Raw genomic sequence first — 24,597 nt, 5'->3', positions numbered from 1 at the left:
CACCTAGTTATACCTTCCCAGTAGAAGGGATTCAACCGTAAATAAAGGGAATTTATTGCCTTATATTTAACTCGAATGATTAAGGTCATAAAATAACCAGTCAAAATGCGGTAATGAGCTAAGAATAGTGGGTTTTGGGTATGGTTTTGCATCTGTATTGGACGTAGGTGCAAAACCATTTACTTTGTTCGTGTGAGAAGTACTAGGCTGTCTGTGGGGAAGGGATCCCATTGTCTTCGCTGTTTTGTGCTGACTGGTCGGAGTATTGTTTAGCAATCGCCATAAACTCGTGTTCCATTGCAACAAAAGCGTCAACGACATCTGGATCGAAATGCGCGCCTTTACCTTTGATGATGATCTCTTTGGCTTCATCATGTGTAAATGCCGGTTTATAGACCCTCTTAGAGATTAAGGCATCATAGACATCAGCGACAGCCATTAAGCGGCCAGAAAGAGGAATGCTCTGGCCTGATAGCCCCAATGGATAACCACTTCCATCCCATTTTTCATGGTGAGAGAGTGATATCTCTTTCGCCACTTGAAGGAACGAACTGCTGCCAAGGTGCTGTTCTGCAATCGAAAGGGCTTTAGCCCCGATTTCAGGGTGTTGCTTCATTATTTCGAATTCGTCGAAGGTCAGCTTACCCGGCTTTAGCAATACTGCGTCAGGGATACCAACTTTACCGACGTCATGTAACGGTGCCGACTTATACAGCAGTTCAACGTAGTCTGGAGTTAATTGCTCCTGATGCTGAGGAGTGTCAGCTAAGTGGAGCGCTAACGATCGCACATATTCTTGAGTTCGGATGATGTGGGCGCCCGTTTCGTTATCGCGAGATTCAGCTAACGCGGCTAGGCTGGTAATGGCAACATCACGAGTGGTTTTAATTTCGTTTTGGCTTGATTGCAAAGTGTCTAACATTGTATTGGTTAAGGTGGCCATTACGCCCAATTCGTCATTGCTAAACACCGGAAGTCGAGTGTCCATTTCTCCTTTTGTGACCATTAACAATGAGCACTCTTGGCTGAATAGGACACGTTTCATTAACTTGGTCCAAAGCAGCATAATGGTTATGGCATAGCCTCCCAAAATTGCAGAGATATAGACAAACTCTTTTATAACGCTAATTTGCCCTGAACCATCAAATATTCTCTCGGGGTTATTCTTAAGCCAAAAAATATCCTTTAGAGCAACCAATGCAAGCATCAGCGTCAGAGTGACAAGCAGCAATACAACGAGCCCAATCATTTGCTTGACCATTGACTGGCGTTCACCTTTAAGTTGAAACTCTTGATGGTCTGCATGTGATAATGAGTCCATTTTTTTCATTTTAGCAACTAGCTGCAATATGGTGCCGGTGAAAAAACCAAATAGTGTCATGCCAAATAGGACTTTTAAGTTGCTATCTAGAGGGAAGTCGCTCATCAAATTATAGTAAAGAGCGAGCGGGATACTCGCAGTAAAGAAAGCAAGGGTGTCCAGTTGGGCAATTTTGAGTGCTTTCATCCATGAGGAATGGACGAGCAAAAAGTGGCGAGTTAAAAATAAGAACGTGAAAGTAATGGAAACATGAGTCAACACTTCTGATGCGGTTAGAGTCTCTAGCATAGGGCAAACTCTTCCTCCATATATGCCAAAAAGTGCGCCTGCAATGACATACAATTTCAGCGTTAATGAAGCATCATAGTTGCTTTGATTCATGGGAAGTCCTTATTTTTATTATTACTAACCAATTAGTAGTGTAGTGGAATTTTTGTACATTCTGATTAATACAAATTACGCCAGCCAAGCGTACCTATAAAGACCGTCAATTTAAATGTTAAATTTCATTGGAAATGTAAATAAGGGGATGAAGAGGCTAACATTTGAGCAGGAGAGAGGGTGCTCCTAGATAAATCTAGGAGCACAAATTTATTTTTTTAGTTTTAACTGAGATTCGATGGCATCGGATTCGATGTTTGGATTGTCAGAAAGTTTAGATTTAGCCCAATCATTTACATGTTTGAGGATGGCTGCGACCGCATGTTCTTTGTTTGGTGCTTCTTCAGCGGATACATCTAAAGCTTGCTTTGGATGTGAGCCTGTTGCGTCTTCAGCGATATGAAGCCAGTCAGGGTGCCAGTAGTAGGGTTGACCTGATGATGTTGTCCAATTGTGAACGCCGTTTGATTCGCCTTTGTATTCCAAATTTGCAGCATCAATTTTTTTCATTGTGACTCTCTCTTTGTTTTTATTCTTTATACTAAATCTTTAGTACTCTTGATAATTGGACTAGCGTTCACTTAAATTGGTTTCATTTTATTTAGGTGAGCAAACTCTAGTTATCAGTATAAATGTAACAAAGAAGTGATTTATAAAAGTGAGTTAGCTCTCATTACTGGTGCTTTAAACGCCGAATTGGTCACGTTTTGTCTTTGACGACTTTCAAGAGATAAAAAAAAGCCATCTCAATTAGATGGCTTTAATATATTCGTTTTTGTTAACTTTCTAATAATTAGAAGTTAGCGCTGCGTGCTGCACGAGGGAAAGGAATTACGTCACGGATGTTAGCCATTCCCGTTACATAAGTAACCAGGCGCTCAAATCCAAGACCGAAACCAGCGTGAGGAACAGTACCGTAACGACGTAAGTCTAAGTACCAGCTCATGTGCTCAGGATCGATGTTCATTTCTTCCATGCGTTTTTCTAGTAGCTCAATACGTTCTTCACGTTGTGCGCCGCCAATGATTTCGCCAATGCCAGGTGCAAGAACGTCCATCGCTGCAACGGTTTTGCCATCTTCATTCATACGCATGTAGAATGCTTTGATGTCTTTCGGGTAGTTTTTCACTACAACCGGTGCTTTGAAATGCTCTTCAGCAAGGTAACGCTCGTGCTCAGAAGACATGTCGATACCCCATTCAACAGGGAATTCGAACTCTTTACCTGAATCGATAAGGATCTGGATAGCGTCAGTGTAATCAACTTGAGCAAAATCAGAATCAACGAAATTCTCTAGGCGAGAAATCGCTTCTTTGTTAATGCGCTGAGCAAAGAACTCTAGATCGTCACGACGTTCTTCAAGAACGGCTTTAAATACATACTTAAGCATGTCTTCAGCCAATTTTGCAGCGTCATCAAGATCAGCGAACGCAATTTCAGGTTCAACCATCCAGAACTCAGCCAAGTGGCGACTTGTGTTCGAGTTTTCAGCACGGAAAGTAGGGCCGAAAGTGTACACTTTGCTTAGTGCACACGCATAGGCTTCAGCGTTAAGCTGACCAGAAACGGTCAGGAACGTTTCTTTGCCAAAGAAGTCTTTGTCGTAATCAACTTCGCCAGCGTCTGTCATTGGTGTGTTAACCATGTCTAGTGTAGAGACACGGAACATTTCACCAGCGCCTTCTGCATCAGATGCAGTGATAAGCGGAGCAGACATCCAGAAGTAGCCTTGCTCATGGTAGAAACGGTGAATAGCTTGAGACAAGCAGTTACGAACACGGGCAACAGCACCGATTACGTTCGTACGTGGACGCAAGTGAGCGACTTCACGAAGATACTCAATTGAGTGACGAGTCTTCGCCATTGGGTAGGTGTCTGGGTCTTCAACTAAGCCAACAACTTTAACTTCTGTAGCGGCAAGTTCAAAATCTTGGCCTTTAGCCGGAGATTCAACGATTTTGCCAGTTACCTCAACAGAGCAACCAGTCGTCAGTTTAAGAACTTCTTCCTGGTAATTATTCAACTCATTTGGGACCACGGCCTGAATCGGGTCGAAACAAGAGCCGTCATAAATGGCAAGGAAAGAAATTCCAGCTTTGGAATCGCGACGTGAACGGATCCAACCGCGAACAGTTACTTCACTGTCTACCGCAAGTTTTCCGCTTAATACGTCTGTTACAGGCGCGTAAGTCATGTTTGATATATTCTCCATTGAGGTCAAAATACAGCCGAACTGGGATCTTAATAAGTCATTTGACTCAGTATGATTAAAAGTTCGACTGGAAATTTTTTCTTTGATTTCAAACTGACATATTACCTGTCAAATATTTCGCTTCAACCTTTATTATTGTCTGGCAGGGTAAATTGCTTAAGTAATAGCTCTAGTTGCTCTGATGTGTGCTCAAGATACATACAAATCTCTCGAGTTTGTCCTGCCGAATGCGATGTTTTCTCTGCATGAGTTGTAATTGCCGATATCTTGTCACTCACATTGCTACTCACCTGAGTTTGCATGCCAACCTGATCTTGTACGCTGCTCGCATGAATATTGGCTTGCTGCATTTGTTCTGTCACTTCCGATAAAATGCGAGAAAGCTCGTCGACAGACTCAGCGCGAATATGAGCTTGTTGACAGACTTCATCGACCGATGCCATAGACTGGCTGCTGCCGTTTTGCAGTTGCTCGATGATCGACTGAATACTTCCTGTTGCTTCTTGTGTTCGACTTGCCAGTTGACGAACCTCGTCAGCGACAACAGCAAAGCCACGACCATTTTCGCCTGCGCGAGCGGCTTCTATCGCGGCATTTAACGCCAGTAGATTTGTTTGCTCTGCAACACTTTTGATTACGGCCAAAATTGTGGTTACTTGATCTGTTTGTTGATTGAGTTCACCAATTTGCGTTTTGACTTCCTCAATATCAGAGACCAGTGATTGTATATCTTGGCTTGCTTGGTGCGCCGTAGTGGCGCTGTTTCTTGCCGTGTCCGTTGTATGAGTGATCAGCCCTGAGGCCTCTCTAGTCGCTTGCTCTATGTTTTGTTGCTGCTGCTGAAGTTCCAGCATGTTGTGTCTTACATCAGCGCTTTCACTCAGTTGATTGGTGGTTGCGTCTTCAGTTGCTTTCGCAACATCTGTTAATTCAGTCGCAGCCATGGCAAGGGAGTGCGATGTTTTTTGAACTTGCGTCATGCCATTGGAAACACTTTCTAGTAAAGAATTAATATCGCTGGTTAATTGACCGACTTCATCTTTACGTGATGACGTGAGCCTTAAAGTTAAGTTTCGGTTCTGACTGACATCTCGCATGAATAATGACGTTTGTTTAAGTGGCTTAATGATGATTTTACGAATTACATACAACGCAGCAACAAAGCCAATGCCTGCAATGATTGTCATTATAGCAATCGCAATAAAGGTTCTCTGGCTTATCATCGAATTGAGGCTATTCAAGTTATATTCTAAGCGGATAACCCCTAGAACTTCACCCTCTGTGGCCATATGGCATGCAATACAGTTTGTTCCGCGGTAGTTTTCGCTGGCTTTCATCGGTAGGGCGACCACTAAGCCTTTGCCCCATTCAGCCGTAAATGGTTCAATAATGGTCTCACCGTTTAGCGCTCTTCTGTCGATATCATCTTGTGCTTGCTGGCCGACAGTGCCCATTCCGTATAGTTTGTTAACGGTTTCAGAGCGTATAACGCGCACTTCTTCTATGCCACCTTGAGCGAGTGCTTTTTGGTGTAGGGTTTCTTTTTGAGACATGGTTCCAGTGAGCATCATCATATTCAAGCTGTCGAAGTAATTACTGGCTTTATCATGCAACTGCTCACTCAATACAGAATTAAGTAAGTTACGTTGTTGGTAGTACTGATATCCGGTTGATGAGGCTAAAACGAGGGTGAAAACCGCAACCAGAGTAATAAGGAGCTTTGACGTTATTGATAGATTCATACGATACTAAACAAGAATTATTAGAGTGTGTTAATAATAAGTTATAAAACCTTGTTTTTTGTGTTTTTATTACGGATGTGTGATTGTGAACACGCAGAAACTGAGTGGCCTGTGATGGTGGCACTATTTGCACCCATATGACGTCTGCTGTTGAGCTGCAAATGAATTTGTGCGGTATGGCGTGCGATTATTGGTTCGGAGTTAATCGTTATCAAGGCTTGAGTATTGAATCGCTTTTGAGTAGCATCGCGGCTTCGAGGTATTTTTGCGTTTTTAGAGAAAGATTATGACGACTGAGTTATACAAAGAATTTATGTTTGAAGCGGCCCATCACTTGCCACATGTACCTGAAGGTCATAAGTGTGGTCGCTTACATGGGCACTCATTTTTAGTGCGTCTTTTTGTAGAAGGTGAGGTCGATGCTCACACTGGTTGGGTGATTGATTTTTCCGAAATTAAAGCAGCCTTCAAACCTATTTATGATCGTTTAGATCATTACTACTTAAATGACATCCCTGGTTTAGAAAATCCAACCAGTGAAGTGTTGGCTAAGTGGATTTGGAATGAACTTAAGCCTTCATTGCCATTGCTGAGTAAAATAGAAATAAAAGAGACGTGTACTGCGGGTTGTATCTATCGCGGTGAGTAAACGAATTACTCGCGTTAATACTGAATCAGTATTGAAAATTTGCTGAAAAAATCCCGAGCCATTTGGTTCGGGATTTTTGTAGGTGGGTTATGGAGCCACTACGGTATAACGTAGTATGCGAATTTGATTGGAGTCATCGTCAAAGAATATTTTCTTTGTGTCTTCAAATCCGGCATCGGAAAAGCACTTGTAAGCGGCGTCATTTTTTTTGTCCACCATTACACAAATAGACGCTACATCAGGGTAACTAGAGTATAGGTATTGCTGAAGGCGTTTAATTGCTGCTTTACCATAGCCATTTTTTTGATGGCGTTGGTCAATGGTAAAGTTTTTAAGCCCGATTTCATGATTCTTGACGAAGGTGTATTTCTTTTCGAAGCCAAAATCTAGTGCAAAAAAACCGACGTATTGGGCATCATGAGTAATGGCATAGATAACGTCTTCGTTGGAGCGGTTTTCGTACAGGTGGTCAAAGGTCGTGACGTAGCCTTTTTGTTCTACGCTGACGTTGAGTTCGATAAGTGATGAGAAGTACTTAATTTTTGCTTTTTTAATTGCGATCATATTTAGCCATAAAAAAAGGCATGGAGAGCCATGCCTTAATTGTATACCGTACTTGTGAAATTGCGCGACTAAGATCGCATCAACTTTTCAATTTATTTAGCAAACTACCTTAATAGCTAGGCCGCCTTGAGAAGTTTCACGGTATTTAGCGTTCATATCTTTACCGGTTTCTAGCATAGTCTCAATCACTTTATCGAGAGAAACTCGAGGGTCAGATGAACGACGCATGGCCATACGGGTAGAGTTTATCGCTTTAACTGCTGCAATGCCGTTACGTTCGATACAAGGCACTTGAACTTGACCGGCGACTGGATCGCAAGTAAGGCCTAGGTTGTGTTCCATACCGATTTCTGCGGCCATACAGACTTGCTCTGGGCTTCCACCCATCAACTCAGCAAGACCGGCTGCAGCCATAGAACATGCAACGCCCACTTCGCCCTGACAACCTACTTCGGCGCCAGAGATAGAAGCATTACGCTTATAAAGACCACCAATTGCACCAGAAGCTGCAAAGTAGCGAATGTAGTCTTTTTCGGTCACAGTTTGAATGAACTTATCGTAGTAAGCCAAAACAGCAGGGATGATGCCACATGCGCCATTAGTTGGTGCTGTAACGACACGACCGCCAGCCGCATTTTCTTCGTTTACGGCGAAAGCATACATGTTGACCCAATCAACAACGGTCATTGGATCGTTGGTTGTTTTTTCTGAAGTGAGTAACTGTTGGCGAAGTGCTGCAGCACGACGAGGTACACGTAGCGGGCCAGGAAGAATACCTTCAGTATTCATACCACGATCCATACATTCGCGCATCGTTTTCCAAATGTTAGCAAAGTAAGTGCGAGACTCTTCTTCTGAGTGAAGTGATTTTTGGTTTTCCATCACTAGCGCGCTGATCGATAAACCACTTTGCTTACATTGATTGACTAGCTCTTCAGCCGTCGTAAATTCATAAGGTGCTTTAATCGGATTTTCTTGTTCTTTGCCGAAGTTTTCTTCGTCGACGATGAAACCGCCACCAATAGAATAGTAAGTTTTTGAGTAGGCAACTTCGTCATCAATCCAAGCATGGATGCTCATGCCATTTTCATGTAATGACAGATTGGTTTTATGGAAGTTCATCCCACTATCTTTAGGGAATGAAACAGTATGACAGTGCATACCAACAGGTAGACGTTCCGTTTCTTCAACACGAGCAATAAAACCCGCGATAGAGTCGATATCAACCTTCTCAGGGGTGTTGCCAGCAAGACCCATGATGATTGCAATATCTGTGTGGTGACCTTTCCCTGTCAGTGATAGTGATCCATATACGTCCACGGTGATTTTAGTGATGTCGCGCAATTTTCCCATTGAACGTAGGTCATCAATAAATTCTTTACCCGCTTTCATTGGTCCAACAGTATGAGAGCTCGATGGACCAACACCGATTTTATAGATATCAAAAACACTAATCATAGCGATTACCTCAAAAAGAGAGCCTCCCAAGGGGAGTAGGGAGGCTCATTTATTATCATTATATTTTGTGCTTAATCTCGCAATATAAGGTGATAGTCATCTTATAGAGAGTTGATTGAGATTAAAGAGCGCCGTAGATTACAGAACTAATTGATGCAAGGCCACAAATTGCTGTGAAAACTTGCACAAACGTTGATGTCTTGTACTTCGCCATTGCTGGTACTTTTTGCATTGCGAATACAGGCATAAGGAACAAAATAGCTGCAATCATTGGTGCACCCATTGTTTCAATCATGCCAAGGATAGAAGGGTTCACGATTGCAACAATCCAAGTGGTTACAACGATGAATACTAGTGATCCTTTTTCTACTGTTTTAACTGGCTTAGACGTTTTAGTTTTAACCAGACCAACTAGACCTTCATGTGCACCTAGGAAGTGACCGAAGTAGCTAGATGTGATAGCGGCGAACGCAACAACAGGGCCAAGAATCGAAATTAGAGGAGATTCATGAACATTCGCTAGGTACGAAAGAACACTGATGTTTTGTTCTTGTGCCATTGCTAGTTGAGCCGGAGACAAAGACAGTACAACAGAGAATACGAAGAACATTACAAATGTCATCAGCATCATTGCTGCGCCACCCGTGATCATGTCGGTCTTTTGAACCGCACCGTCACCATACTTAAGGCGTTGCTCTTTAGTAAATTGACTGATAACTGGGCTGTGGTTAAAAGAGAACACGATGATAGGAATCGCTAACCAAATGATAGAAGGCATCGCGCTCCAATCTGGGCTAACAGACATCATTGATGTGTTCCACTCAGGGATCAGGTAGAAAGACAGAGCAAGCAATATGAACACTAATGGGTAAACCATTACTGACGTTACTTTAAGCATCAATTCTTTACCGAATACAACACCACCCGTCATAAGCATGATTAGCACGCCAGATAGAATCGGACGAGGAATCGAAGCAAAGCCCAGTTGGTTTACCATAAAGGAGTCAACTGTATTGGTGATACCAACACCGTAAATAAGTACGATAGGGTAGATAGCAAAAAAGTAAGCGAAAGTGATGATGTTTGCACCAGTTTTACCGAAATGCTCTTCTACAGTGTCAGTGATGTCTGATTCTGGGTTTTTAGATGACAATACGAATCGCGCCAAACTTTTGTGAGCGAACCATGTCATTGGAGCTGCAATTAGTGCAAGGATTACTAATGGCCAAAAACCACCAGCGCCTGCTTTAATTGGAAGGAAAAGTACACCAGCACCTACAGCGGTACCGAAAAGTGAAAGTGCCCAAGTGAAATCCTTATAAGTCCACTTAGAGTTTGTTGCTTTGGCGTTAGTCGCCGTAGTAACAGTTGATTGCATAGTTATATTCTCGTGTAATTTATTGGGAACAGGAATTACAGGGCTTATTTTCCACCTTTTTGATAACAATGTCAGTCTCTAGATCAATAAAAGCTACTGCATCGAAGAATTAGTTCGATAAACGCGAAGACTGTCACGTATATCACGTGCCACTTATGAGTTAAACTAGGTCTGGGTATTAGTTTTTCTAATGTTGTAATTAATGTGTTACAGGGTTATGTATATTTGCAGCCCTTGTTAACAAAGGGTTTTCCAACTCTTGTGCTAATAGGTGTATAAGGTGGAGGGGTAATTTCGATTAACTCAGTTTGTTAACTTTATTAGTGCTAAGCGTTACTAAATTGTGTTTGCATGGAGTGGATAATTTGGGCAGTAACGCCCCAGATTAGATGTTGCTTATATGGCACGGCAAATACGTTATGCAACCCATTTTTTACTTTAAATTGCAGCGCGTGGAGATTGCTTCGGTTGAATAGGTATGTAGCTGGCGCTTCAAAAACACTTTGAACTTCGTTTTCATCGATCTGAGTCTCATAGCTTGGCGATACGAAGGCAATGATTGGGGTGACTTGAAAGCGACTGAAAGTGTCTAGAGTTGGTAACTGACCAATCTCAGTGACATATTTGGGGTCTAAACCAATTTCTTCTTTCGCCTCCCTCAATGCGGTGTGAACGACGCTTGCGTCTTCCTCTTCAACTTTGCCACCTGGAAAACTAATTTGCCCAGGGTGATGACGTAAATGCATTGCGCGTTTTGTCAGGATAACTTGTAGACCATGAGGACGCTCAACTAAGCCAATGAGTACAGCGGCCGGACGAAACGAATCCGCATTAGTAGAGAGTAGCCTACGATCGTTGAAATATTGACTGGGCGGGCTCATGTAGAATTGGCATTAGAAATGCGTTTTTGTTCATTAATTGTCCGTATTTGAATTCTTTGGTGATGTATCGGGTTGCTTACATAACTATAGTGTATGCATACTTCTTTGGTGAAGGTAAATTTGGTGCGCTAGAAAGCTCTCTGCGATACTTACTGGATAACCGATACCTAAAGGTAATGAATTTTGGTTGATTCATTTCTTTTTTGGTATCTCTTTCGCGCCTATATTTTTAGCAGAAATTACCCACCAAATAGGAACAGTCGTCTAAATACACCGGCATAACTGGTTTATCACCAGTAAAGATAAGATGTGTTTGCTTGATATTAAATAACTTCTTCTTTACTTGATGGTTGGCCGGACTTAGTGTCGATGTGTATTTGGTTTTCTCCTCCTTGTTGAGCCTGCTGTAAAGCGGCGTCCGCTTGTTCAATACATAACTTAATGGAGGATTGTTTCTTTACAACAGTGGCTCCGATACTGACACTAAAATTAATGTGATCACTGTCAACGGCTATGCTCTGTTTTTTAACGTCACTCATGAAATCGGTCAGTGCTGATTTAACTTTGGCAATGTCTGTTCCGGAGATAAGGCAGCCAAACTCTGCGCCATAAAATCGAGCGAGTGTCGCCGCCTTAAAGCGCTCTTTAAGTAACGATGACATTGAGATCAAAATCTGATCACCGGCTGAAAAGGAGTGCTTATCGTTTATTCTTTTAAAGTGGTCAATATGGAAAACAACTAACAAATAAGTGAGCTTATTCATTTCTATGAAATCAAGTTGCTTGTCAGTCACCTCGATGAAGTGATCGCGATTGGGTAGAGAAGTGAGGTAATCAATGACTGAAGCCGTTTTGATATTTTCGATATACTGAAGCCGTTCGACGTTTTTAAATACGCGGCAGTAGAACTCTTCTGGGCAAAAAGGTTTATGCAAGTAATCATCTGCGCCACTTTTAATAAATCGAGCCGATTGATAACTTTTTGATGAGGCAGAATAACCAATTATAATGATCTCGCGTTCAGTAAATAAACGTCTGATCGCTTGAACCACATCGATACCATTCATTCCTGGCATATCATAATCAGTAATAACTAGCTTAATATCAGAATTATCTTTGATCGCTTGTAAGGCTTTCTTGCCATCAGGCTGAGAATATAAAGTGAAGTTTCGCCGTTCTAGCAATGCAGAAACATAACTACGAACAGACAATGAATCATCAACAACCAATACGCCAATCTTGTGATTAGTCAATTGGCTGTGAAGGACTCGCTGTAGGTAGAAATAGGCTTGAGAATTCTCTTTAGTAACATAATCAATGATTGGCAGTTTGAGTAATTCTTGGTGAATTTTGTCGCTGACTCGACCGGTCACTACGATGGAAGGGATATCATGTCTTAAGATGTAAGAAATGGCTTGGCCTTCATAGGCATCTGGCAGGCTATAATCAATGGTTGCGACAAAAAAATCGGTTTTCACTGCGAGTATCTCTTTTACTTCGGCGAGTGACTTTGCCACCGTGACTTTATATTTGAGAGATTGCCCAATTTGTTGAATAACCGTAGCAATGGAATTGTTGTCCTCTACGACCAACATTTCTTTCATAGTGATTTCCCTAGCCTGACGACGTTGTTAAATACAATAACCGATGTAATTGTTTACATTCTGTGGTTTTATCTAGTTTCTGCCTAAGTGATTAGGTGCTCATTACGTTTTTACTAGAAGAATTATAAGGTTGTATTAACTATAGAATCGAATTTTAGAAAAGGGCAAATTTGAGTTAGGTTTTTAAGAAGGCAAAGGGCTCCGGAAGTGAGAGCCCTTTAGAATCTAGCGCAGAACTTATTGGTGACTTAGCGTTCGGTTGGATCTGTGTATTCCAATATGGGGAGTATCTTACTGAGTTTATCGAGGGTTTCCTGGTATTCCTCGTTAAGTTTGCTGTCTGCAACTAAGCCGCCGCCTGCCCACGCGTAAAGATTGTTGTTGTAGGCAACCAAGGTTCGGATTGTGATGCTGGTGTCCATTTTTCGACAACGACTGATATAACCAATACTTCCGCAATACATGTTGCGTCGATGAGGTTCGAGCTCTTCGATGATTTGCATGGCTCGTATCTTTGGTGCTCCGGTGATCGAACCACCAGGGAAGCAGGCTCGAAGCAAATCGCTGGCAGAGTGCTCATCATCGAGTGTCGCTTGGATTGTGCTCACCAAATGGTGTACCGCAGGAAAACTCTCTATTGCGAACAGTTTTGGCACCGTTACTGTGCCGGGCTTCGCGACGCGGCCAATGTCGTTTCTGAGCAGGTCAACAATCATCAGGTTTTCAGCTTGATCTTTTTCTGCATTGGCAAGATCGATGGTCGCTTGTTTATCAAGTTTTGAATTCTGGTTCCGAGGGCGAGTGCCTTTTATCGGCTTCGTTTCAATTTGCTTTTGATCGAGTTTGAGAAATCGCTCTGGAGAGACACTTAAAATGGCGCATTCATCAGTGCGAATGAAAGCGGAAAAAGGCGAACCATTAGCGGTTTCGAGTTTCTGGTAGGCTTGCCACTCACTGCCCTTATAAGCTGCCTTAAAGCGTTGCGCCAAGTTTATTTGGTAGCAATCGCCTGAACGCAAGTACTCTTGAACGGTCTCAAAACGTGGCGCATAGCCCTCTTTATTCATGTTAGATTGCCATGAGCTTGTTAGGCAAAAATTTGGTTGATGAGCGTGACGTTGCTGGTTAAGCCACTGCCAGTGAATTTCCGGATTTTCGCCAACCACATATGCACACTTTGTATGGTGATCGGCAATAACTGCCCAAGAGTAGATCCCAACGGCCATGTCGGCTGTATTGATGTCGTGCGTTGCAATGGTTGGCATAGATTCAACGCGACGGCCGAGGTCATAGCCAAAATATCCCAATGCCCCACCGATAAATGGAATGTCGTCGATAGGATCGCTATATGGCAACGAATCGCTAAGTAATTCATCTATCAGTGTAAAAGGGTCATTTTTTGATTGCGTTACGACGGACTTCTTCGTCACAAAGCTTTGGTCACCGTAAGTGGTAATGGTGGCAATTGGATTAGCAACCAAAATATCATAGCGGTTATCTGGGTGATGCTCACAAACTGAGCGCAGTAACATCGCCCACGGTTGGCTTTCTATGTTAGCAAAAAGTTGACTTGTGAGATCATGACTGTAATTTATTGGAATGATAGAGATATTCGAAATGGCAGTGTTATTCATTTGTTTAATTTGTGACAAAGAGAGTAATGCGTTCGTAGCGCCCAATGGCGAGCAAGAGTATCATAAAAGCATACACCAAGGGACGTGATCTGCACTAAGTGTTAATAATAATTGTGCCGTGAACTGACTCTTGCTATCTGACTGGAAGCAGAAATAATAATACCGAGGCATTGTATGACCGTAATTCACAAGCAGGATGTTATCAGCAGTGTGGCTGATGCACTTCAATACATCTCTTACTACCATCCAATGGACTTTGTCCAAGCACTAGATAAAGCGTATCAACGTGAAGAAAGCCAAGCTGCAAAAGACGCATTGGCTCAAATCCTCATTAACTCACGAATGGCCGCTGAAGGTAAACGTCCAATCTGTCAGGATACGGGGATCGTAACCTGCTTTGTTAAGATTGGCATGAACGTTAAATGGGAAAGTGATTTAACCGTTCAACAAATGGTTGATGAAGGCGTCCGTCAAGCCTATACCAACCCAGATAATCCATTGCGAGCTTCGGTGCTATCCGACCCAGCGGGTGCTCGTAAAAATACTAAAGACAATACGCCTGCCGTGGTTCATATCGAAATGGTCCCTGGCGATCATGTAGAAATCGCAATTGCCGCCAAGGGTGGGGGTTCAGAGAACAAAACCAAGATGGTGATGCTAAACCCATCAGACGACATCGCTGAGTGGGTAGAAAAAACACTGCCGACAATGGGGGCAGGTTGGTGTCCACCTGGCATGTTAGGGATAGGTATTGGTGGCACAGCAGAAAAAGCCGCTGTGTTGGCTAAAGAATCGTTGATGGAACACGTTGATATTCACGAGCTGATTGAACGTGGGCCTGAAAACGCAGAAGAAGAACTTCGTTTAGACATCTTCAACCGAGTAAATAAACTGGGTATTGGTGCGCAAGGGCTTGGCGGTTTAACGACAGTAGTTGATGTTAAAATTAACACCGCTCCAACTCATGCTGCTTCTAAACCGGTTTGCATGATCCCTAACTGTGCTGCTACGCGCCATGTTCATTTCACTCTGGATGGCAATGGCCCGGCTGAATTGACGCCGCCTAAACTGGAAGATTGGCCGGAGATCACATGGGAAGCGGGCGAAAACACGCGCCGTGTGAATCTGGATGAAATTACTAAAGAAGACGTACAAGAATGGAAAGTAGGCGAAACCGTCCTACTTTCAGGTAAGATCTTAACGGGGCGCGATGCGGCGCACAAACGCATTCAAAGCTTATTAGAAAGCGGTGAAGGTTTACCTGAAGGTGTCGACTTTAATGGTAAGTTTATCTATTACGTTGGCCCTGTAGATGCGGTTGGCGATGAAGTGGTTGGCCCTGCTGGCCCAACAACCTCGACTCGTATGGATAAGTTCACCGACATGATGCTAAGCGAAACTGGCCTAACAGGCATGATCGGAAAAGCAGAACGTGGCCCAGCAACGGTTGAGCTCATTAAAGAGCACAAAGCGGTGTACTTAATGGCGGTAGGCGGAGCAGCGTATCTGGTCTCTAAAGCGATCAAGAAAGCCCGAGTTGTGGCGTTTGAAGAATTGGGTATGGAAGCCATCTACGAATTTGAAGTAAAGGATATGCCCGTGACGGTCGCGGTTGATTCTAGCGGCGCAAACGCTCACCAAATTGGCCCTGATACCTGGAAAGTCAAAATCGCGGAAGCGCAAAAATAACGGGTTTTCCGACTCGTTGACTTAAAAAACAAGTCAGCTTTCATAATCTAACGCAGCCTCAATTGATGCTGCGTTTTTTTTTATTAAGTTTTTGTTCATCTAGTATTAATACATTATTTTGCATACTCTGTATTCATGCGATGTAGCAACAGATTGAGAGCGCTAAAATGAGAAGAATAAGCCAAGAAGTCAATGATTTAGTCAACCGAAGTATGGACCGGCATTTAAAGCTGGCCGTGACGGGGTTGTCTCGCGCTGGCAAAACGGCCTATATCACTTCTTTGGTCAATCAACTGCTTTATACGTCAACTCACGATAACTTGCCTTTGTTTAGTGGGGCCAGTGAAAAGCGCTTGATTGGTGCAAAACGAGAGCCTCAAACAAATTTGTTGGTGCCACGGTTTGGTTACGATGCCGCGGTGGAGTCTTTGTATTCAACTCCTCCACAATGGCCTGAGCCAACAAAAGATGTCAGTGAAATCCGGTTAGCTATTCGCTATAAGCCGCAATCGGGAGCGTTGAAGTTACTCTCTAAGACGGCCACTCTGTATCTGGATATTGTTGATTACCCTGGCGAATGGCTGCTTGATTTACCCCTGCTAGAGCTAGATTTTGAACAGTGGAGTGAGTTGCAGTTTCAAGCGTTGAAAGGCACGCGAGCAGAGTTGGCAAAACCATGGCTAACTTCGTTGGCAGAATTTGATGCCAATGCTGAAGCTGACGAAAGTCAATTGGCTAAAGTTTCTGCTCTCTATACTCAATTTTTGTACGACTGTAAATCCGCTGGTTTGCATTGGGTACAACCGGGGCGTTTTGTGTTGCCAGGAGAACTAGAGGGGGCACCGGTATTGCAGTTTTTTCCGTACCAAATCGCGGACGATACTGATAAGAGTGCTAAACATAGTCAGTACGCCATGCTAAAAGCGAGATATCAAGAGTATCAAACTAAAGTTGTAAAACGTTTTTATAAAGAGCATTTTTCTACATTTGATCGCCAAATCGTGCTGGTGGATTGCTTACAGCCGCTCAATGCTGGGCATGAATCCTTTAATGATATGCAGGGCGCGATTGAACAACTGCTAAAAAGCTTTAAATACGGTCGCAGTAATGTGTTCAGTCGTTTGTTCTCGGCAAAAATTGATAAAGTACTTTTTGCGGCAACCAAGGCAGATCACGTGACACCTGACCAACATGCCAACTTGACTTCGCTGCTTAAACAGATGGTTCACCCAGCATGGCAGCATACGGCCTATGAAAATATTGAAATGACGTGCATGACGCTTGCGTCGATTAAGGCGACTCAAGCTGGGTTCGTAACGAATAAGAGCCGTTCTACGGAAGAAAGCACACAGCCGGCAATACAAGGGGTGATGGAGAATGATCAACCGATTACGCTTTATCCTGGCGATGTGCCAGCCAAGCTGCCCTCTGTAGATTACTGGCAACACAATGAATTCGAATTTTATAGTTTTAAGCCGTTAGAGCAGGAAACGAACACGCCATGTGGCCATATTCGTATGGATAAAGCGTTGCAATTTCTGATTGGAGACAAACTAAAATGAGTGGAATGAAAACCAAGCAGGTCTTTGACTCGCCATTACAGCAAGACAGTGAGCATAAACCAGAACTGACAGCGGCACAGCAATTTGAACCGCAAGCGAAGTTTGTACCCAGCGCGCCAGAGATAGAAATAGAACCTGAAATTGCGCTTGAACACGTTATTAAGCCGAGCGGCAAAAATAAAATGCTCGCCACGGTACTGCTGGCCACATTTTCTGGTCTGATTGCTTGGCAAGCGGTTGACTCTGTAATCAGTGCGGTTACCTCTCAAAACTGGCTCAGTTTAGGGTGGTCGGGCTTTATTGCGGCGATTTCGGCGATGGGTGTTGGCGCTATCGGTCGCGAATTATGGAAGCTTCGTAAGCTTAAGCACAGGTTTTCGGCTCAAGATAAGGCTCAGGCATTGTATGAGCTAGATGATTTGGGTAAAGCCAAGCCATTTTGTCAGCAGCTTGCCAAGCACAGTGGTATTGCAGCCGAGCACCCGGGGTTTGAGCGGTGGGAGAATGCCATCAACGCGACTCATAGTGATCAAGAAGTCATGGCAATGTACGACAATTTTGTCGTTGCAACCCAAGATGAGCAGTGTAGAAAATTGATTGCTAAGTCTGCCAGTGAATCGGCTGTGCTGGTCGCTTTAAGCCCACTTGCTGTGGTTGATATGCTGCTGGTGGCGTGGAGAAACTTCAAACTGATTGAACAGCTATCGTCAGTCTACGGAGTAGAGCTTGGCTATTGGTCTCGAATTAAGCTCTTTAAGCTGGTGTTGATAAACATGGCGGCAGCCGGTGCAACTGAGCTTGTCGCGGATGCGAGTATGGATTTGCTTTCTATGGATCTAGCGGGAAAAGTATCGACAAGAGCCGCTCAAGGTTTAGGGGTTGGTATCTTAACGGCTAGATTAGGCATTAAAGCGGCGGCCTTATTGCGCCCTATACCCTGGCAAAAAGGCGGCAGCATTCGTCTTGGAGAAGTAAGAAAAAGCATCATCCAAAGCCTGCGTAGTAATAAACAACTGGATTAGATGAAAATAACACCAGTTAGCCACTGAACCTCGTCGTTATTGTTCAAGAATTCTTGACTGTATCAAGCGCTTGTTTCAGACTGGTGTCAACTTTTCCTGACACCTTGACGGATAACACAGTGCGCCTTGAAGTTTTATGTGAAGACAGACTCGGACTAACGCGTGAATTGCTCGATATTCTTGCCTCCAAACAAATTGATTTAAGAGGCATAGAAATCGATCGACGCGGAATCATTTACCTCAATTGCCCTGAGATTGAGTTTGATGCGTTTCGAGAGTTGATGGCGCAAATTCGACTTATCAATGGCGTTACTGATGTCAGAAAAATCCAATTTATGCCTAGCGAACGTCAAAGCACCGAGTTAATGGCGTTACTTGCTAACCTGCCAGACCCTGTTTTATCCGTTAGCCTAAAAGGCACAATAGACGTTGCAAACCACGCAGCAATGGATCTGTTTTCTTCTTTTGGAGAAAGCATCATAGATGAGCACATCGGTCATTTGATTCCTCAAGTTACCTTTGCTAAGTGGTTAGATGAAAGCAAAGCGCGCTTTCGCGATAGCGTCGTGATAAATGGTTTAGATTACGCACTAGAAATCATGCCGGTATATATAACAGGCGAATCAAATGACACCGTATTAGCTAGCGCGGTAGTGACACTAAAATCGAATCAAGCGCCCGTTGTGTTAGGCCAGTTCTTGTCAGAAAAAAATAGCCTTGGTTTTGAACACTTCGTTGGGACTTCTAATAAACATAAAGCCCTAATTAGCCAAGCGAAAAAACTGGCCATGATGAGCCAACCTTTGCTGATAGAAGGGGACACAGGTACAGGCAAGGAAATGCTCGCCAGAGCGTGCCACAGTAGAAGTGAAAGAGCGAGCGAGCCTTTCTTAGTCTTAAGCTGTGCTTCCATGCCAGACGACGCTGCAGAGACTGAACTGTTCGGTCATGCTCCGGGCGCATTTAATAATCAAAATGGGCATATCGGTATTTTCGAACAAGCCAATGGCGGCACGGTTTTCTTAGATGAAATTGGCGAGATGAGCCCTCATCTACAGATTAAACTATTGCGCTTTCTACAAGACGGAACCTTCCGTCGAGTTGGCGAAGAAAAAGAAATGCATGTTGATGTACGAGTGATCGCTGCAACCAAAGAGAAACTTTCTCATCTCACAGAAACTGGGGATTTTCGTGAAGATCTGTATTACCGTTTAAATGTCCTAAATCTGCAGATACCATCAATTAAAGAGCGTAATAGTGATGTTGCGCCGCTACTGGATTTATTTGTCGCAAAATATGCGCAGCAATTGGGTATCAGTAAACCAACGGTTGACGAAAGTGTGATTGAACAATTGTCTATGTATCCATGGCCAGGCAACATTCGTCAGTTAGACAACATGGTGTTGCGCGCAATGACTCAGGTGTCGGACGGCGTGCTGGAGTATGAGCATTTTTCTTTACCAAGCGTAGAAGAAACAAGCACACAAGTTGGACTGAATTTTGACGGGTCATTAGACGACATAATGAAGCAATATGAAACGCAAATATTGCAGCACTTATATCAATCATTCCCATCAAGTAGAAAGCTGGCGAAACGCTTGAATGTTTCGCACACTTCAATAGCAAATAAATTACGAGACTACGGAATTAGAAAGGCTTAAATAGCGTCATGTATTATGTAAATCTTAAACAAAATGGATTGTGTGTAAGATCAGCTACCCCTGATGATGCGGCGTTGATTGCTGATTATTTTGTGGCAAACCGAGCGCATTTAAAACCTTGGGAGCCCGTTAGAGCTCCGGCTTTTTTTGAAGAGTCTGGCTGGAAGCAACGGCTCGTAAAACTGCACGAGTTACATCGCATGGCTTTGGCGTTCTATTTACTGATTATTGACGAAGAAAGCGGAGACATGCTGGGGACTATTTCGTTTAGCAACATCTCGCGTCATCCCTTTCATGCGTGTAATGTTGGCTATTCTATGGATGGAAATAACCAAGGTCGTGGTGTGATGAAACAGGCACTGAGGATGGCGTGTGAGTGGATGTTTAAAGAGCAAAAGCTTCACAGAATTATGGCCGCTTATATACCAACGAATACGCGTAGTGAACGAGTGTTACACGCTATCGGTTTTACCCCAGAAGGGTTCGCTAAAGATTATTTATTGATTGACGGACAATGGCAAGATCACAATCTAACGTCTTTGATCAATCAAGATTGGACTGAATAAACCTTAAGAATGCGCTAGGCATTTGTTGAGGTTATCTTAACATCGAGGAACACCATGTCATATTTGCCTCTGGACGAATACTCTAGAAAGTGGATTTTTACCCATCAATCTATGCCAATGTCAGAACAAGACTTGGCTCAGTTAAAGCCAATGACTCAGCAGCGAGCATCGCAATTATGGCAAGAGAATATTAGCCCGCAGAGCCCTGATGCAGATAGGTTGAGTAATCAGGATTGGCCTTCAAAAACCAATAGTTGGTTACATGAAGTCGATTGGATGACGGAATGGGATTCAGATGAAGACGCCCTTCCAGTCGAGGTGCTCGAACACATTGATTGGCAGGACGACGTAACCGTTTATTTTTGTTATGAAAAATATAACGTCATTGAAACCAAATGGTCGGTTTTTAAACGAAACTGGAAAAACTTTTTATTCTTCGATGATGGGCCGTTTTTAATTGGTCGCCGCCGCTCAGAAGCACTTTGGTTTAGCACCAATGGCACAGTAAAAATAGGCAATCGCACATAATATAGAGTATCTCCGTAGGTCGAAAGGCCTACGGATTTTTTTATATTCTAAGGAGGGAAAATGATGTTCAGATTTGTTAGCAGCTTGATTATTTTAGTAATGAGTACTGCGACTTACGCGACTGTTAATATGACCTCATTAGAAAGTGGCAACCTAAATGGTTGGAGTAGCAAACAAATTCTCAACTTAACTGATTACCAAGTCACCGAATACAAAAACCGATATGCGTTGAAAGCTCATAGTAATGAAAGTGCCTCTGGATTGATAAGAAAGCAAAGAATCGACTTGTCAGAGACCCCTTATTTGAATTGGTCATGGCTTATTAAGAATAAGCTTATGGGGATTGACGAACGTACCAAAGGTGGTGACGATTATGCGGCGAGAGTGTATGTGGTCGTAGATGGTGGACTAATGGTTTGGCGCACTAAAGCACTTAACTATGTTTGGTCTAGTTCTCAAATGGAAGGAGACGCTTGGGATAACCCTTTTGCCGGTTCTAACGTTAAAATGCTTGCAATAAAAGGGGAGTCAGCTGAAATAGAACAGTGGTACGATGAAAAGAGAAATATATACCAAGACCTAATCGAATATTTCGGTGACAAAGGCTCGGTCGAGGCGAACTTAAATAGCTATCGCTATATCGATGCAACGGTCATCATGACAGATACAGACAATAGTCAAACCCAAGCCATCTCCTTTTATGGTGATATCTTTTTTAGCGAGAACTGAGAGCGCATTCCCAATAGCCCCTCGTAACGACTTACCGTTAGCTCAACGAGTTCGTTGTTGAGTTTTTTATCCTTCCGCGACGTTGTTTGTAAGCTCAATATACAAGTTTTTATTGCTCAAATATATTCTTGCCATTAAACTAGTTCAAATTCAAACTAGTTTAATGAGTGGTGCATGAAACCAACAGATACGATTGGTGGGTTAGTGGGGCTCGCTTCGAGGGTCTTGACTAACGAACTCGAAGCTCAATTTAGCCGCAATGATTGTGAGTTAACAAAAGAGCAGTGGATATTTCTAATGACGGTTATTCAGTTTGACGTCATCACCCCATTGCAACTTTCAGAGCAGTTAATGAAGAATCGAGGTTCAATTACCAGTTTGATAAAAGGGCTTGAAAAACGCGGCCTCATTACACGAGTAGTGGCTAATGGTGATGGAAGGAGTTACGGTGTCACTGCATCTTCGCAAGCCATAGAACTTATCGAGCGTAGCAAGGGGGTAGCCTTTGGTGTACTCAATAAAGCCCTGACTGATTTTAATCAACAAGAACAACAACAATTGCATAACCTGCTCAACAGATTCGTGCACAATTTATTAGGAGAAAAAAATGGATAAGCCTTTTGAAGATCATGGCCTTTTTAGCTGGTCAGAATTAATGACAACAGACTTTGACCAATCTTTAGAGTTCTATACAAAAGTCATGGGCTGGAGCGTGCGTGAAGTCCCTGGCCGTAATAATTCGCGCTATGGCCTGATCACTAACGAAAACAGTACGGAACCCTTTGCGGGCATGCTGTCTATGCCTGAGCCACTTAAGGCTCGTGGCATTCCAAGTTTTTGGCAAGCTTACGTTACCGTAGATGATGTTGAGGCAACCTTAGGGAGCGCAGTCGAGAATGGTGCTGAAGTTGTTATGCCTGCAATGGATATTGAGCGTATCGGGCGTGTCGCGTCTTTTCGTGATGCACAAGGTGGCGTGATTTCCATTATTAAGTACGCTCGCGGATAAGACGTATTTGTATTGCAAAACCGAGTTAGTTCTCGGTTTTGTTATTTAAAGAACAACAAAGTAAGAATTGGTCGCTATACTGTTCGTTTTGTTAAACGATGAGTTGGTATGGAGCTTTTAATTCAGGGACTGGTGCTGGTAGTTGCACTAGAGCATGTTTATATTTTAGTGCTGGAAATGTTTTGGTGGACCAAACCTAGAACACTTAAAGTGTTTGGCATCACTCAGGAATACGCGCAAAGCACGACGGCGCTGGCGGCCAATCAAGGTCTGTATAATGGCTTTTTAGCTGCTGGTCTGTTTTGGGGGTTATTACATAGTAATCCAGAGTTCGGTGCTCAAATCCAAATCTTCTTTTTACTGTGCGTCATTGTCGCCGCGATCTATGGTTCGATAACAGCCAAGCGCTCTATATTATATGTGCAGGGTGCACCTGCGATGCTTGCGTTGTCAGCTCTATATCTGTTTGCTTAGCATCCTAACTTGTCTGCTTAGATAGCATCTTGCGTTGAAATAATAGGGCACCCAGAACGGTTGCCCTATTTTCGTTTTTTACTTAATCGTTTTCCGATAGATTCATAACAGTTTGCGACACATTTTCTGCGCCAGCTTGAATCTCATCCATTACTGAAGCGACTTCCGCAATTTTCTTGAGGCCTATATCGGTAATGTTGGCAACTTCTGACATGCTATGAGTGACGGTATCTGTGAGGGTTTTGTTTTCAGCTACCACCGTCGCTATTTCGTTAGTCGATTGAGCGGTACGGGATGCAAGTTGACGTACTTCATCAGCAACAACAGCAAAGCCTCTACCTTGTTCGCCGGCTCTTGCTGCCTCTATAGCCGCGTTCAAGGCTAATAAATTAGTTTGATCGGCGATCCCTTTAATTGTCGACACTATCGCTTCGATACTTTGAGATTTAGTATTGAGTTGCTGAATTTGGCACGACGTTTCTTTTACTTGTTTCGCGATATTAGTAGAGACATTAACGGACTCATTTAATGAATCGGACCCTTGTTTTGCAATTTGAGCGGTCTCTACCGAAGTCGTGTAGGCGATTTCTGCAGCTTGACTAACCAATTCATTTCGTTTCACTCGCTCTGTTATATCGGTGGCAAATTTAATCACCTTAATCACTTTGCCTGAGCTGTTGAATATTGGGTTATACGTTGCCTCAAGCCAAATCACCTCGCCGTAACTGTTTTTCCTTGCGAATTGGCCAGATTTAAATTGCCCCGAAGCTAAATCAGCCCAAAAGGTTGGATTTTCTTGATAAAATAGTTCATCACAAAATATTCTGTGATGCTGCCCTTTCACTTGAGATAAATTATAACCGACTGTGGAAAGGAAATTCTGGTTGGCACTAAGAATCTCGCCTTCGGGAGTAAATTCTATCGTGGCCTGAGATTTATCAAGAGCGGATAAAATATTATCTTTATCGCGAGCATCATTGGTTGTAGATGTCACATCTGACGCAAATTTGGCAATTTTTATCACTTTACCGTTTTGTTTTATAGGGAAGTAAGTCGCTTCAAGCCAGATCACCTTGCCGCGACTATTCTTTCGTTTAAACGTACCTTTAATAATTTCGCCATTGGCTAGTCTGTTCCAAAACTGTTTATATTCATTGCTTTCGGTATAGGACTGGAAGCACATAGCAGAGTGATGCTTGCCTAGGATATCCTGTTTGGAATAACCAGCAATCGCAAGAAATAGTTCATTTGCATCCAGAATATTTCCTTTTGTATCGAATTCGATCATTGCAATGCATTGATTAATTGAGTTGACCACAGAGTGTAGTTGCTCATTTTCAACGGTTAGTTTGTCGATATTATTTTTATTAAAGCTAAACATATTTATAACCATTACCCCGAAAGTTAGGCTTTGAATATACCAGTGATATCAGATCTGGATGTGAGTGTGCGTGAGAGCTCTCTCTAAATAATTAGTATAGTTCATCTTTCTTTGGTTCGGTCGGTTATAAAGTGAATAGACAAATTGCTATT

22 protein-coding genes are annotated in these 24,597 nt (G+C 43.0%); 11 read left to right on the top strand and 11 right to left on the bottom strand.

Features of this window, described 5'->3' with window-relative positions; genetic code table 11:
* Nucleotides 1–202 precede the first annotated feature (202 nt).
* From VTAP4600_RS03995 to VTAP4600_RS03980, 4 genes are all read right to left on the bottom strand, one after another.
* Entirely contained in the window at nt 203–1,702 is a 1,500-nt protein-coding gene (locus tag VTAP4600_RS03995) for an HD domain-containing phosphohydrolase (RefSeq protein ID WP_102521613.1), read from the bottom strand.
* A gap of 210 nt (nt 1,703–1,912) precedes the next feature.
* Nucleotides 1,913–2,212: a hypothetical protein gene (locus VTAP4600_RS03990; protein WP_102521612.1), complete on the bottom strand. Its 300-nt coding sequence runs from the start codon at nt 2,210–2,212 to the stop codon at nt 1,913–1,915.
* Nucleotides 2,213–2,495: 283 nt separating this feature from the next.
* Nucleotides 2,496–3,896 (bottom strand): asparagine--tRNA ligase, encoded by a 1,401-nt coding sequence (gene asnS, locus VTAP4600_RS03985; protein WP_102521611.1) that lies wholly within the window; start codon nt 3,894–3,896, stop codon nt 2,496–2,498.
* 140 nt (nt 3,897–4,036) lie between these two features.
* Entirely contained in the window at nt 4,037–5,656 is a 1,620-nt protein-coding gene (locus tag VTAP4600_RS03980; RefSeq protein WP_102521610.1) for a methyl-accepting chemotaxis protein, read from the bottom strand.
* Nucleotides 5,657–5,942: 286 nt separating this feature from the next.
* Here VTAP4600_RS03980 and queD point away from each other — a divergent pair, with 286 nt between their 5' ends.
* Nucleotides 5,943–6,305: a 6-carboxytetrahydropterin synthase QueD gene (queD, locus tag VTAP4600_RS03975; protein ID WP_102521609.1), complete on the top strand. Its 363-nt coding sequence runs from the start codon at nt 5,943–5,945 to the stop codon at nt 6,303–6,305.
* 87 nt (nt 6,306–6,392) lie between these two features.
* Here queD and VTAP4600_RS03970 read toward each other — a convergent pair whose 3' ends face one another.
* The 6 genes from VTAP4600_RS03970 to pabB form a co-directional block, all read right to left on the bottom strand.
* Nucleotides 6,393–6,869, bottom strand: coding sequence for a GNAT family N-acetyltransferase (locus VTAP4600_RS03970; RefSeq protein WP_102521608.1), 477 nt, complete (start codon nt 6,867–6,869; stop codon nt 6,393–6,395).
* 96 nt (nt 6,870–6,965) lie between these two features.
* Nucleotides 6,966–8,327 carry an L-serine ammonia-lyase gene (locus VTAP4600_RS03965; RefSeq protein WP_102521607.1) on the bottom strand — a complete coding sequence of 454 codons (1,362 nt, stop codon included), beginning with the start codon at nt 8,325–8,327 and terminating at the stop codon, nt 6,966–6,968.
* Between the two features lie 121 nt (nt 8,328–8,448).
* Complete coding sequence (locus tag VTAP4600_RS03960; RefSeq protein WP_102521606.1) at nt 8,449–9,705, bottom strand: aromatic amino acid transport family protein; 1,257 nt, start codon at nt 9,703–9,705, stop codon at nt 8,449–8,451.
* Between the two features lie 326 nt (nt 9,706–10,031).
* Nucleotides 10,032–10,586 carry a CoA pyrophosphatase gene (locus VTAP4600_RS03955; RefSeq protein ID WP_102521605.1) on the bottom strand — a complete coding sequence of 185 codons (555 nt, stop codon included), beginning with the start codon at nt 10,584–10,586 and terminating at the stop codon, nt 10,032–10,034.
* A gap of 323 nt (nt 10,587–10,909) precedes the next feature.
* Nucleotides 10,910–12,190, bottom strand: coding sequence for a GGDEF domain-containing response regulator (locus VTAP4600_RS03950; RefSeq protein WP_197708654.1), 1,281 nt, complete (start codon nt 12,188–12,190; stop codon nt 10,910–10,912).
* A gap of 248 nt (nt 12,191–12,438) precedes the next feature.
* Nucleotides 12,439–13,824 (bottom strand): aminodeoxychorismate synthase component I, encoded by a 1,386-nt coding sequence (gene pabB / locus VTAP4600_RS03945; protein WP_102521604.1) that lies wholly within the window; start codon nt 13,822–13,824, stop codon nt 12,439–12,441.
* A gap of 174 nt (nt 13,825–13,998) precedes the next feature.
* Between pabB and VTAP4600_RS03940 the strand changes: the two genes are divergently transcribed.
* The 10 genes from VTAP4600_RS03940 to VTAP4600_RS03895 all read left to right on the top strand — a co-directional run bounded on the left by VTAP4600_RS03940 (nt 13,999) and on the right by VTAP4600_RS03895 (nt 23,064).
* A complete protein-coding gene (locus VTAP4600_RS03940; protein ID WP_102521603.1) occupies nt 13,999–15,513 on the top strand; it encodes a fumarate hydratase in 1,515 nt (504 codons plus the stop codon).
* A 167-nt stretch (nt 15,514–15,680) separates the two neighbouring features.
* The gene (locus tag VTAP4600_RS03935) at nt 15,681–17,075 is read left to right on the top strand and encodes a YcjX family GTP-binding protein (RefSeq protein WP_102521602.1); all 1,395 of its coding nucleotides are present in this window, start codon (nt 15,681–15,683) and stop codon (nt 17,073–17,075) included.
* Nucleotides 17,072–18,097, top strand: coding sequence for a YcjF family protein (locus VTAP4600_RS03930; RefSeq protein WP_102521601.1), 1,026 nt, complete (start codon nt 17,072–17,074; stop codon nt 18,095–18,097). The genes VTAP4600_RS03935 and VTAP4600_RS03930 overlap by 4 nt, the downstream gene beginning before the upstream one ends.
* Before the next feature lie 119 nt (nt 18,098–18,216).
* Nucleotides 18,217–19,758, top strand: coding sequence for a transcriptional regulator TyrR (tyrR, locus tag VTAP4600_RS03925; RefSeq protein WP_102521600.1), 1,542 nt, complete (start codon nt 18,217–18,219; stop codon nt 19,756–19,758).
* Nucleotides 19,759–19,766: 8 nt separating this feature from the next.
* Nucleotides 19,767–20,324 carry a ribosomal protein S5-alanine N-acetyltransferase gene (gene rimJ / locus VTAP4600_RS03920; RefSeq protein WP_102521599.1) on the top strand — a complete coding sequence of 186 codons (558 nt, stop codon included), beginning with the start codon at nt 19,767–19,769 and terminating at the stop codon, nt 20,322–20,324.
* A gap of 54 nt (nt 20,325–20,378) precedes the next feature.
* Nucleotides 20,379–20,852 (top strand): DUF2947 domain-containing protein, encoded by a 474-nt coding sequence (locus VTAP4600_RS03915; protein ID WP_102521598.1) that lies wholly within the window; start codon nt 20,379–20,381, stop codon nt 20,850–20,852.
* Between the two features lie 60 nt (nt 20,853–20,912).
* Nucleotides 20,913–21,581: a DUF3047 domain-containing protein gene (locus tag VTAP4600_RS03910; protein ID WP_102521597.1), complete on the top strand. Its 669-nt coding sequence runs from the start codon at nt 20,913–20,915 to the stop codon at nt 21,579–21,581.
* A 174-nt stretch (nt 21,582–21,755) separates the two neighbouring features.
* Nucleotides 21,756–22,196, top strand: a complete 441-nt coding sequence (locus tag VTAP4600_RS03905; RefSeq protein WP_102521596.1) for a MarR family winged helix-turn-helix transcriptional regulator — start codon at nt 21,756–21,758, stop codon at nt 22,194–22,196.
* Entirely contained in the window at nt 22,189–22,590 is a 402-nt protein-coding gene (locus tag VTAP4600_RS03900; protein ID WP_102521595.1) for a VOC family protein, read from the top strand. The genes VTAP4600_RS03905 and VTAP4600_RS03900 overlap by 8 nt, the downstream gene beginning before the upstream one ends.
* A gap of 108 nt (nt 22,591–22,698) precedes the next feature.
* Nucleotides 22,699–23,064: a DUF1304 domain-containing protein gene (locus VTAP4600_RS03895; RefSeq protein ID WP_102521594.1), complete on the top strand. Its 366-nt coding sequence runs from the start codon at nt 22,699–22,701 to the stop codon at nt 23,062–23,064.
* A gap of 82 nt (nt 23,065–23,146) precedes the next feature.
* Here the strand turns inward: VTAP4600_RS03895 and VTAP4600_RS03890 are convergent, their stop codons facing one another.
* Nucleotides 23,147–24,445: a methyl-accepting chemotaxis protein gene (locus tag VTAP4600_RS03890; protein ID WP_102521593.1), complete on the bottom strand. Its 1,299-nt coding sequence runs from the start codon at nt 24,443–24,445 to the stop codon at nt 23,147–23,149.
* Nucleotides 24,446–24,597: the final 152 nt, after the last annotated feature.

Source organism: Vibrio tapetis subsp. tapetis, assembly GCF_900233005.1.
GTDB lineage: Bacteria > Pseudomonadota > Gammaproteobacteria > Enterobacterales > Vibrionaceae > Vibrio > Vibrio tapetis.
The sequence above is the reverse complement of the archived record's forward strand: the minus strand, read 5'-3'. Positions and strand labels throughout refer to the sequence as shown.

Excerpts from the sequence above, each read along its gene's own strand:
- VTAP4600_RS03995 (WP_102521613.1), bottom strand. The coding sequence starts at position 1,702 with ATGAATCAAAGCAACTATGATGCTTCATTAACGCTGAAATTGTATGTC.
- VTAP4600_RS03990 (WP_102521612.1), bottom strand. The coding sequence starts at position 2,212 with ATGAAAAAAATTGATGCTGCAAATTTGGAATACAAAGGCGAATCAAAC.
- asnS (WP_102521611.1), bottom strand. The coding sequence starts at position 3,896 with ATGACTTACGCGCCTGTAACAGACGTATTAAGCGGAAAACTTGCGGTA.
- VTAP4600_RS03980 (WP_102521610.1), bottom strand. The coding sequence starts at position 5,656 with ATGAATCTATCAATAACGTCAAAGCTCCTTATTACTCTGGTTGCGGTT.
- queD (WP_102521609.1), top strand. The coding sequence starts at position 5,943 with ATGACGACTGAGTTATACAAAGAATTTATGTTTGAAGCGGCCCATCAC.
- VTAP4600_RS03970 (WP_102521608.1), bottom strand. The coding sequence starts at position 6,869 with ATGATCGCAATTAAAAAAGCAAAAATTAAGTACTTCTCATCACTTATC.
- VTAP4600_RS03965 (WP_102521607.1), bottom strand. The coding sequence starts at position 8,327 with ATGATTAGTGTTTTTGATATCTATAAAATCGGTGTTGGTCCATCGAGC.
- VTAP4600_RS03960 (WP_102521606.1), bottom strand. The coding sequence starts at position 9,705 with ATGCAATCAACTGTTACTACGGCGACTAACGCCAAAGCAACAAACTCT.
- VTAP4600_RS03955 (WP_102521605.1), bottom strand. The coding sequence starts at position 10,586 with ATGAGCCCGCCCAGTCAATATTTCAACGATCGTAGGCTACTCTCTACT.
- VTAP4600_RS03950 (WP_197708654.1), bottom strand. The coding sequence starts at position 12,190 with ATGAAAGAAATGTTGGTCGTAGAGGACAACAATTCCATTGCTACGGTT.
- pabB (WP_102521604.1), bottom strand. The coding sequence starts at position 13,824 with ATGAATAACACTGCCATTTCGAATATCTCTATCATTCCAATAAATTAC.
- VTAP4600_RS03940 (WP_102521603.1), top strand. The coding sequence starts at position 13,999 with ATGACCGTAATTCACAAGCAGGATGTTATCAGCAGTGTGGCTGATGCA.
- VTAP4600_RS03935 (WP_102521602.1), top strand. The coding sequence starts at position 15,681 with ATGAGAAGAATAAGCCAAGAAGTCAATGATTTAGTCAACCGAAGTATG.
- VTAP4600_RS03930 (WP_102521601.1), top strand. The coding sequence starts at position 17,072 with ATGAGTGGAATGAAAACCAAGCAGGTCTTTGACTCGCCATTACAGCAA.
- rimJ (WP_102521599.1), top strand. The coding sequence starts at position 19,767 with ATGTATTATGTAAATCTTAAACAAAATGGATTGTGTGTAAGATCAGCT.
- VTAP4600_RS03915 (WP_102521598.1), top strand. The coding sequence starts at position 20,379 with ATGTCATATTTGCCTCTGGACGAATACTCTAGAAAGTGGATTTTTACC.
- VTAP4600_RS03910 (WP_102521597.1), top strand. The coding sequence starts at position 20,913 with ATGATGTTCAGATTTGTTAGCAGCTTGATTATTTTAGTAATGAGTACT.
- VTAP4600_RS03905 (WP_102521596.1), top strand. The coding sequence starts at position 21,756 with ATGAAACCAACAGATACGATTGGTGGGTTAGTGGGGCTCGCTTCGAGG.
- VTAP4600_RS03900 (WP_102521595.1), top strand. The coding sequence starts at position 22,189 with ATGGATAAGCCTTTTGAAGATCATGGCCTTTTTAGCTGGTCAGAATTA.
- VTAP4600_RS03895 (WP_102521594.1), top strand. The coding sequence starts at position 22,699 with ATGGAGCTTTTAATTCAGGGACTGGTGCTGGTAGTTGCACTAGAGCAT.
- VTAP4600_RS03890 (WP_102521593.1), bottom strand. The coding sequence starts at position 24,445 with ATGTTTAGCTTTAATAAAAATAATATCGACAAACTAACCGTTGAAAAT.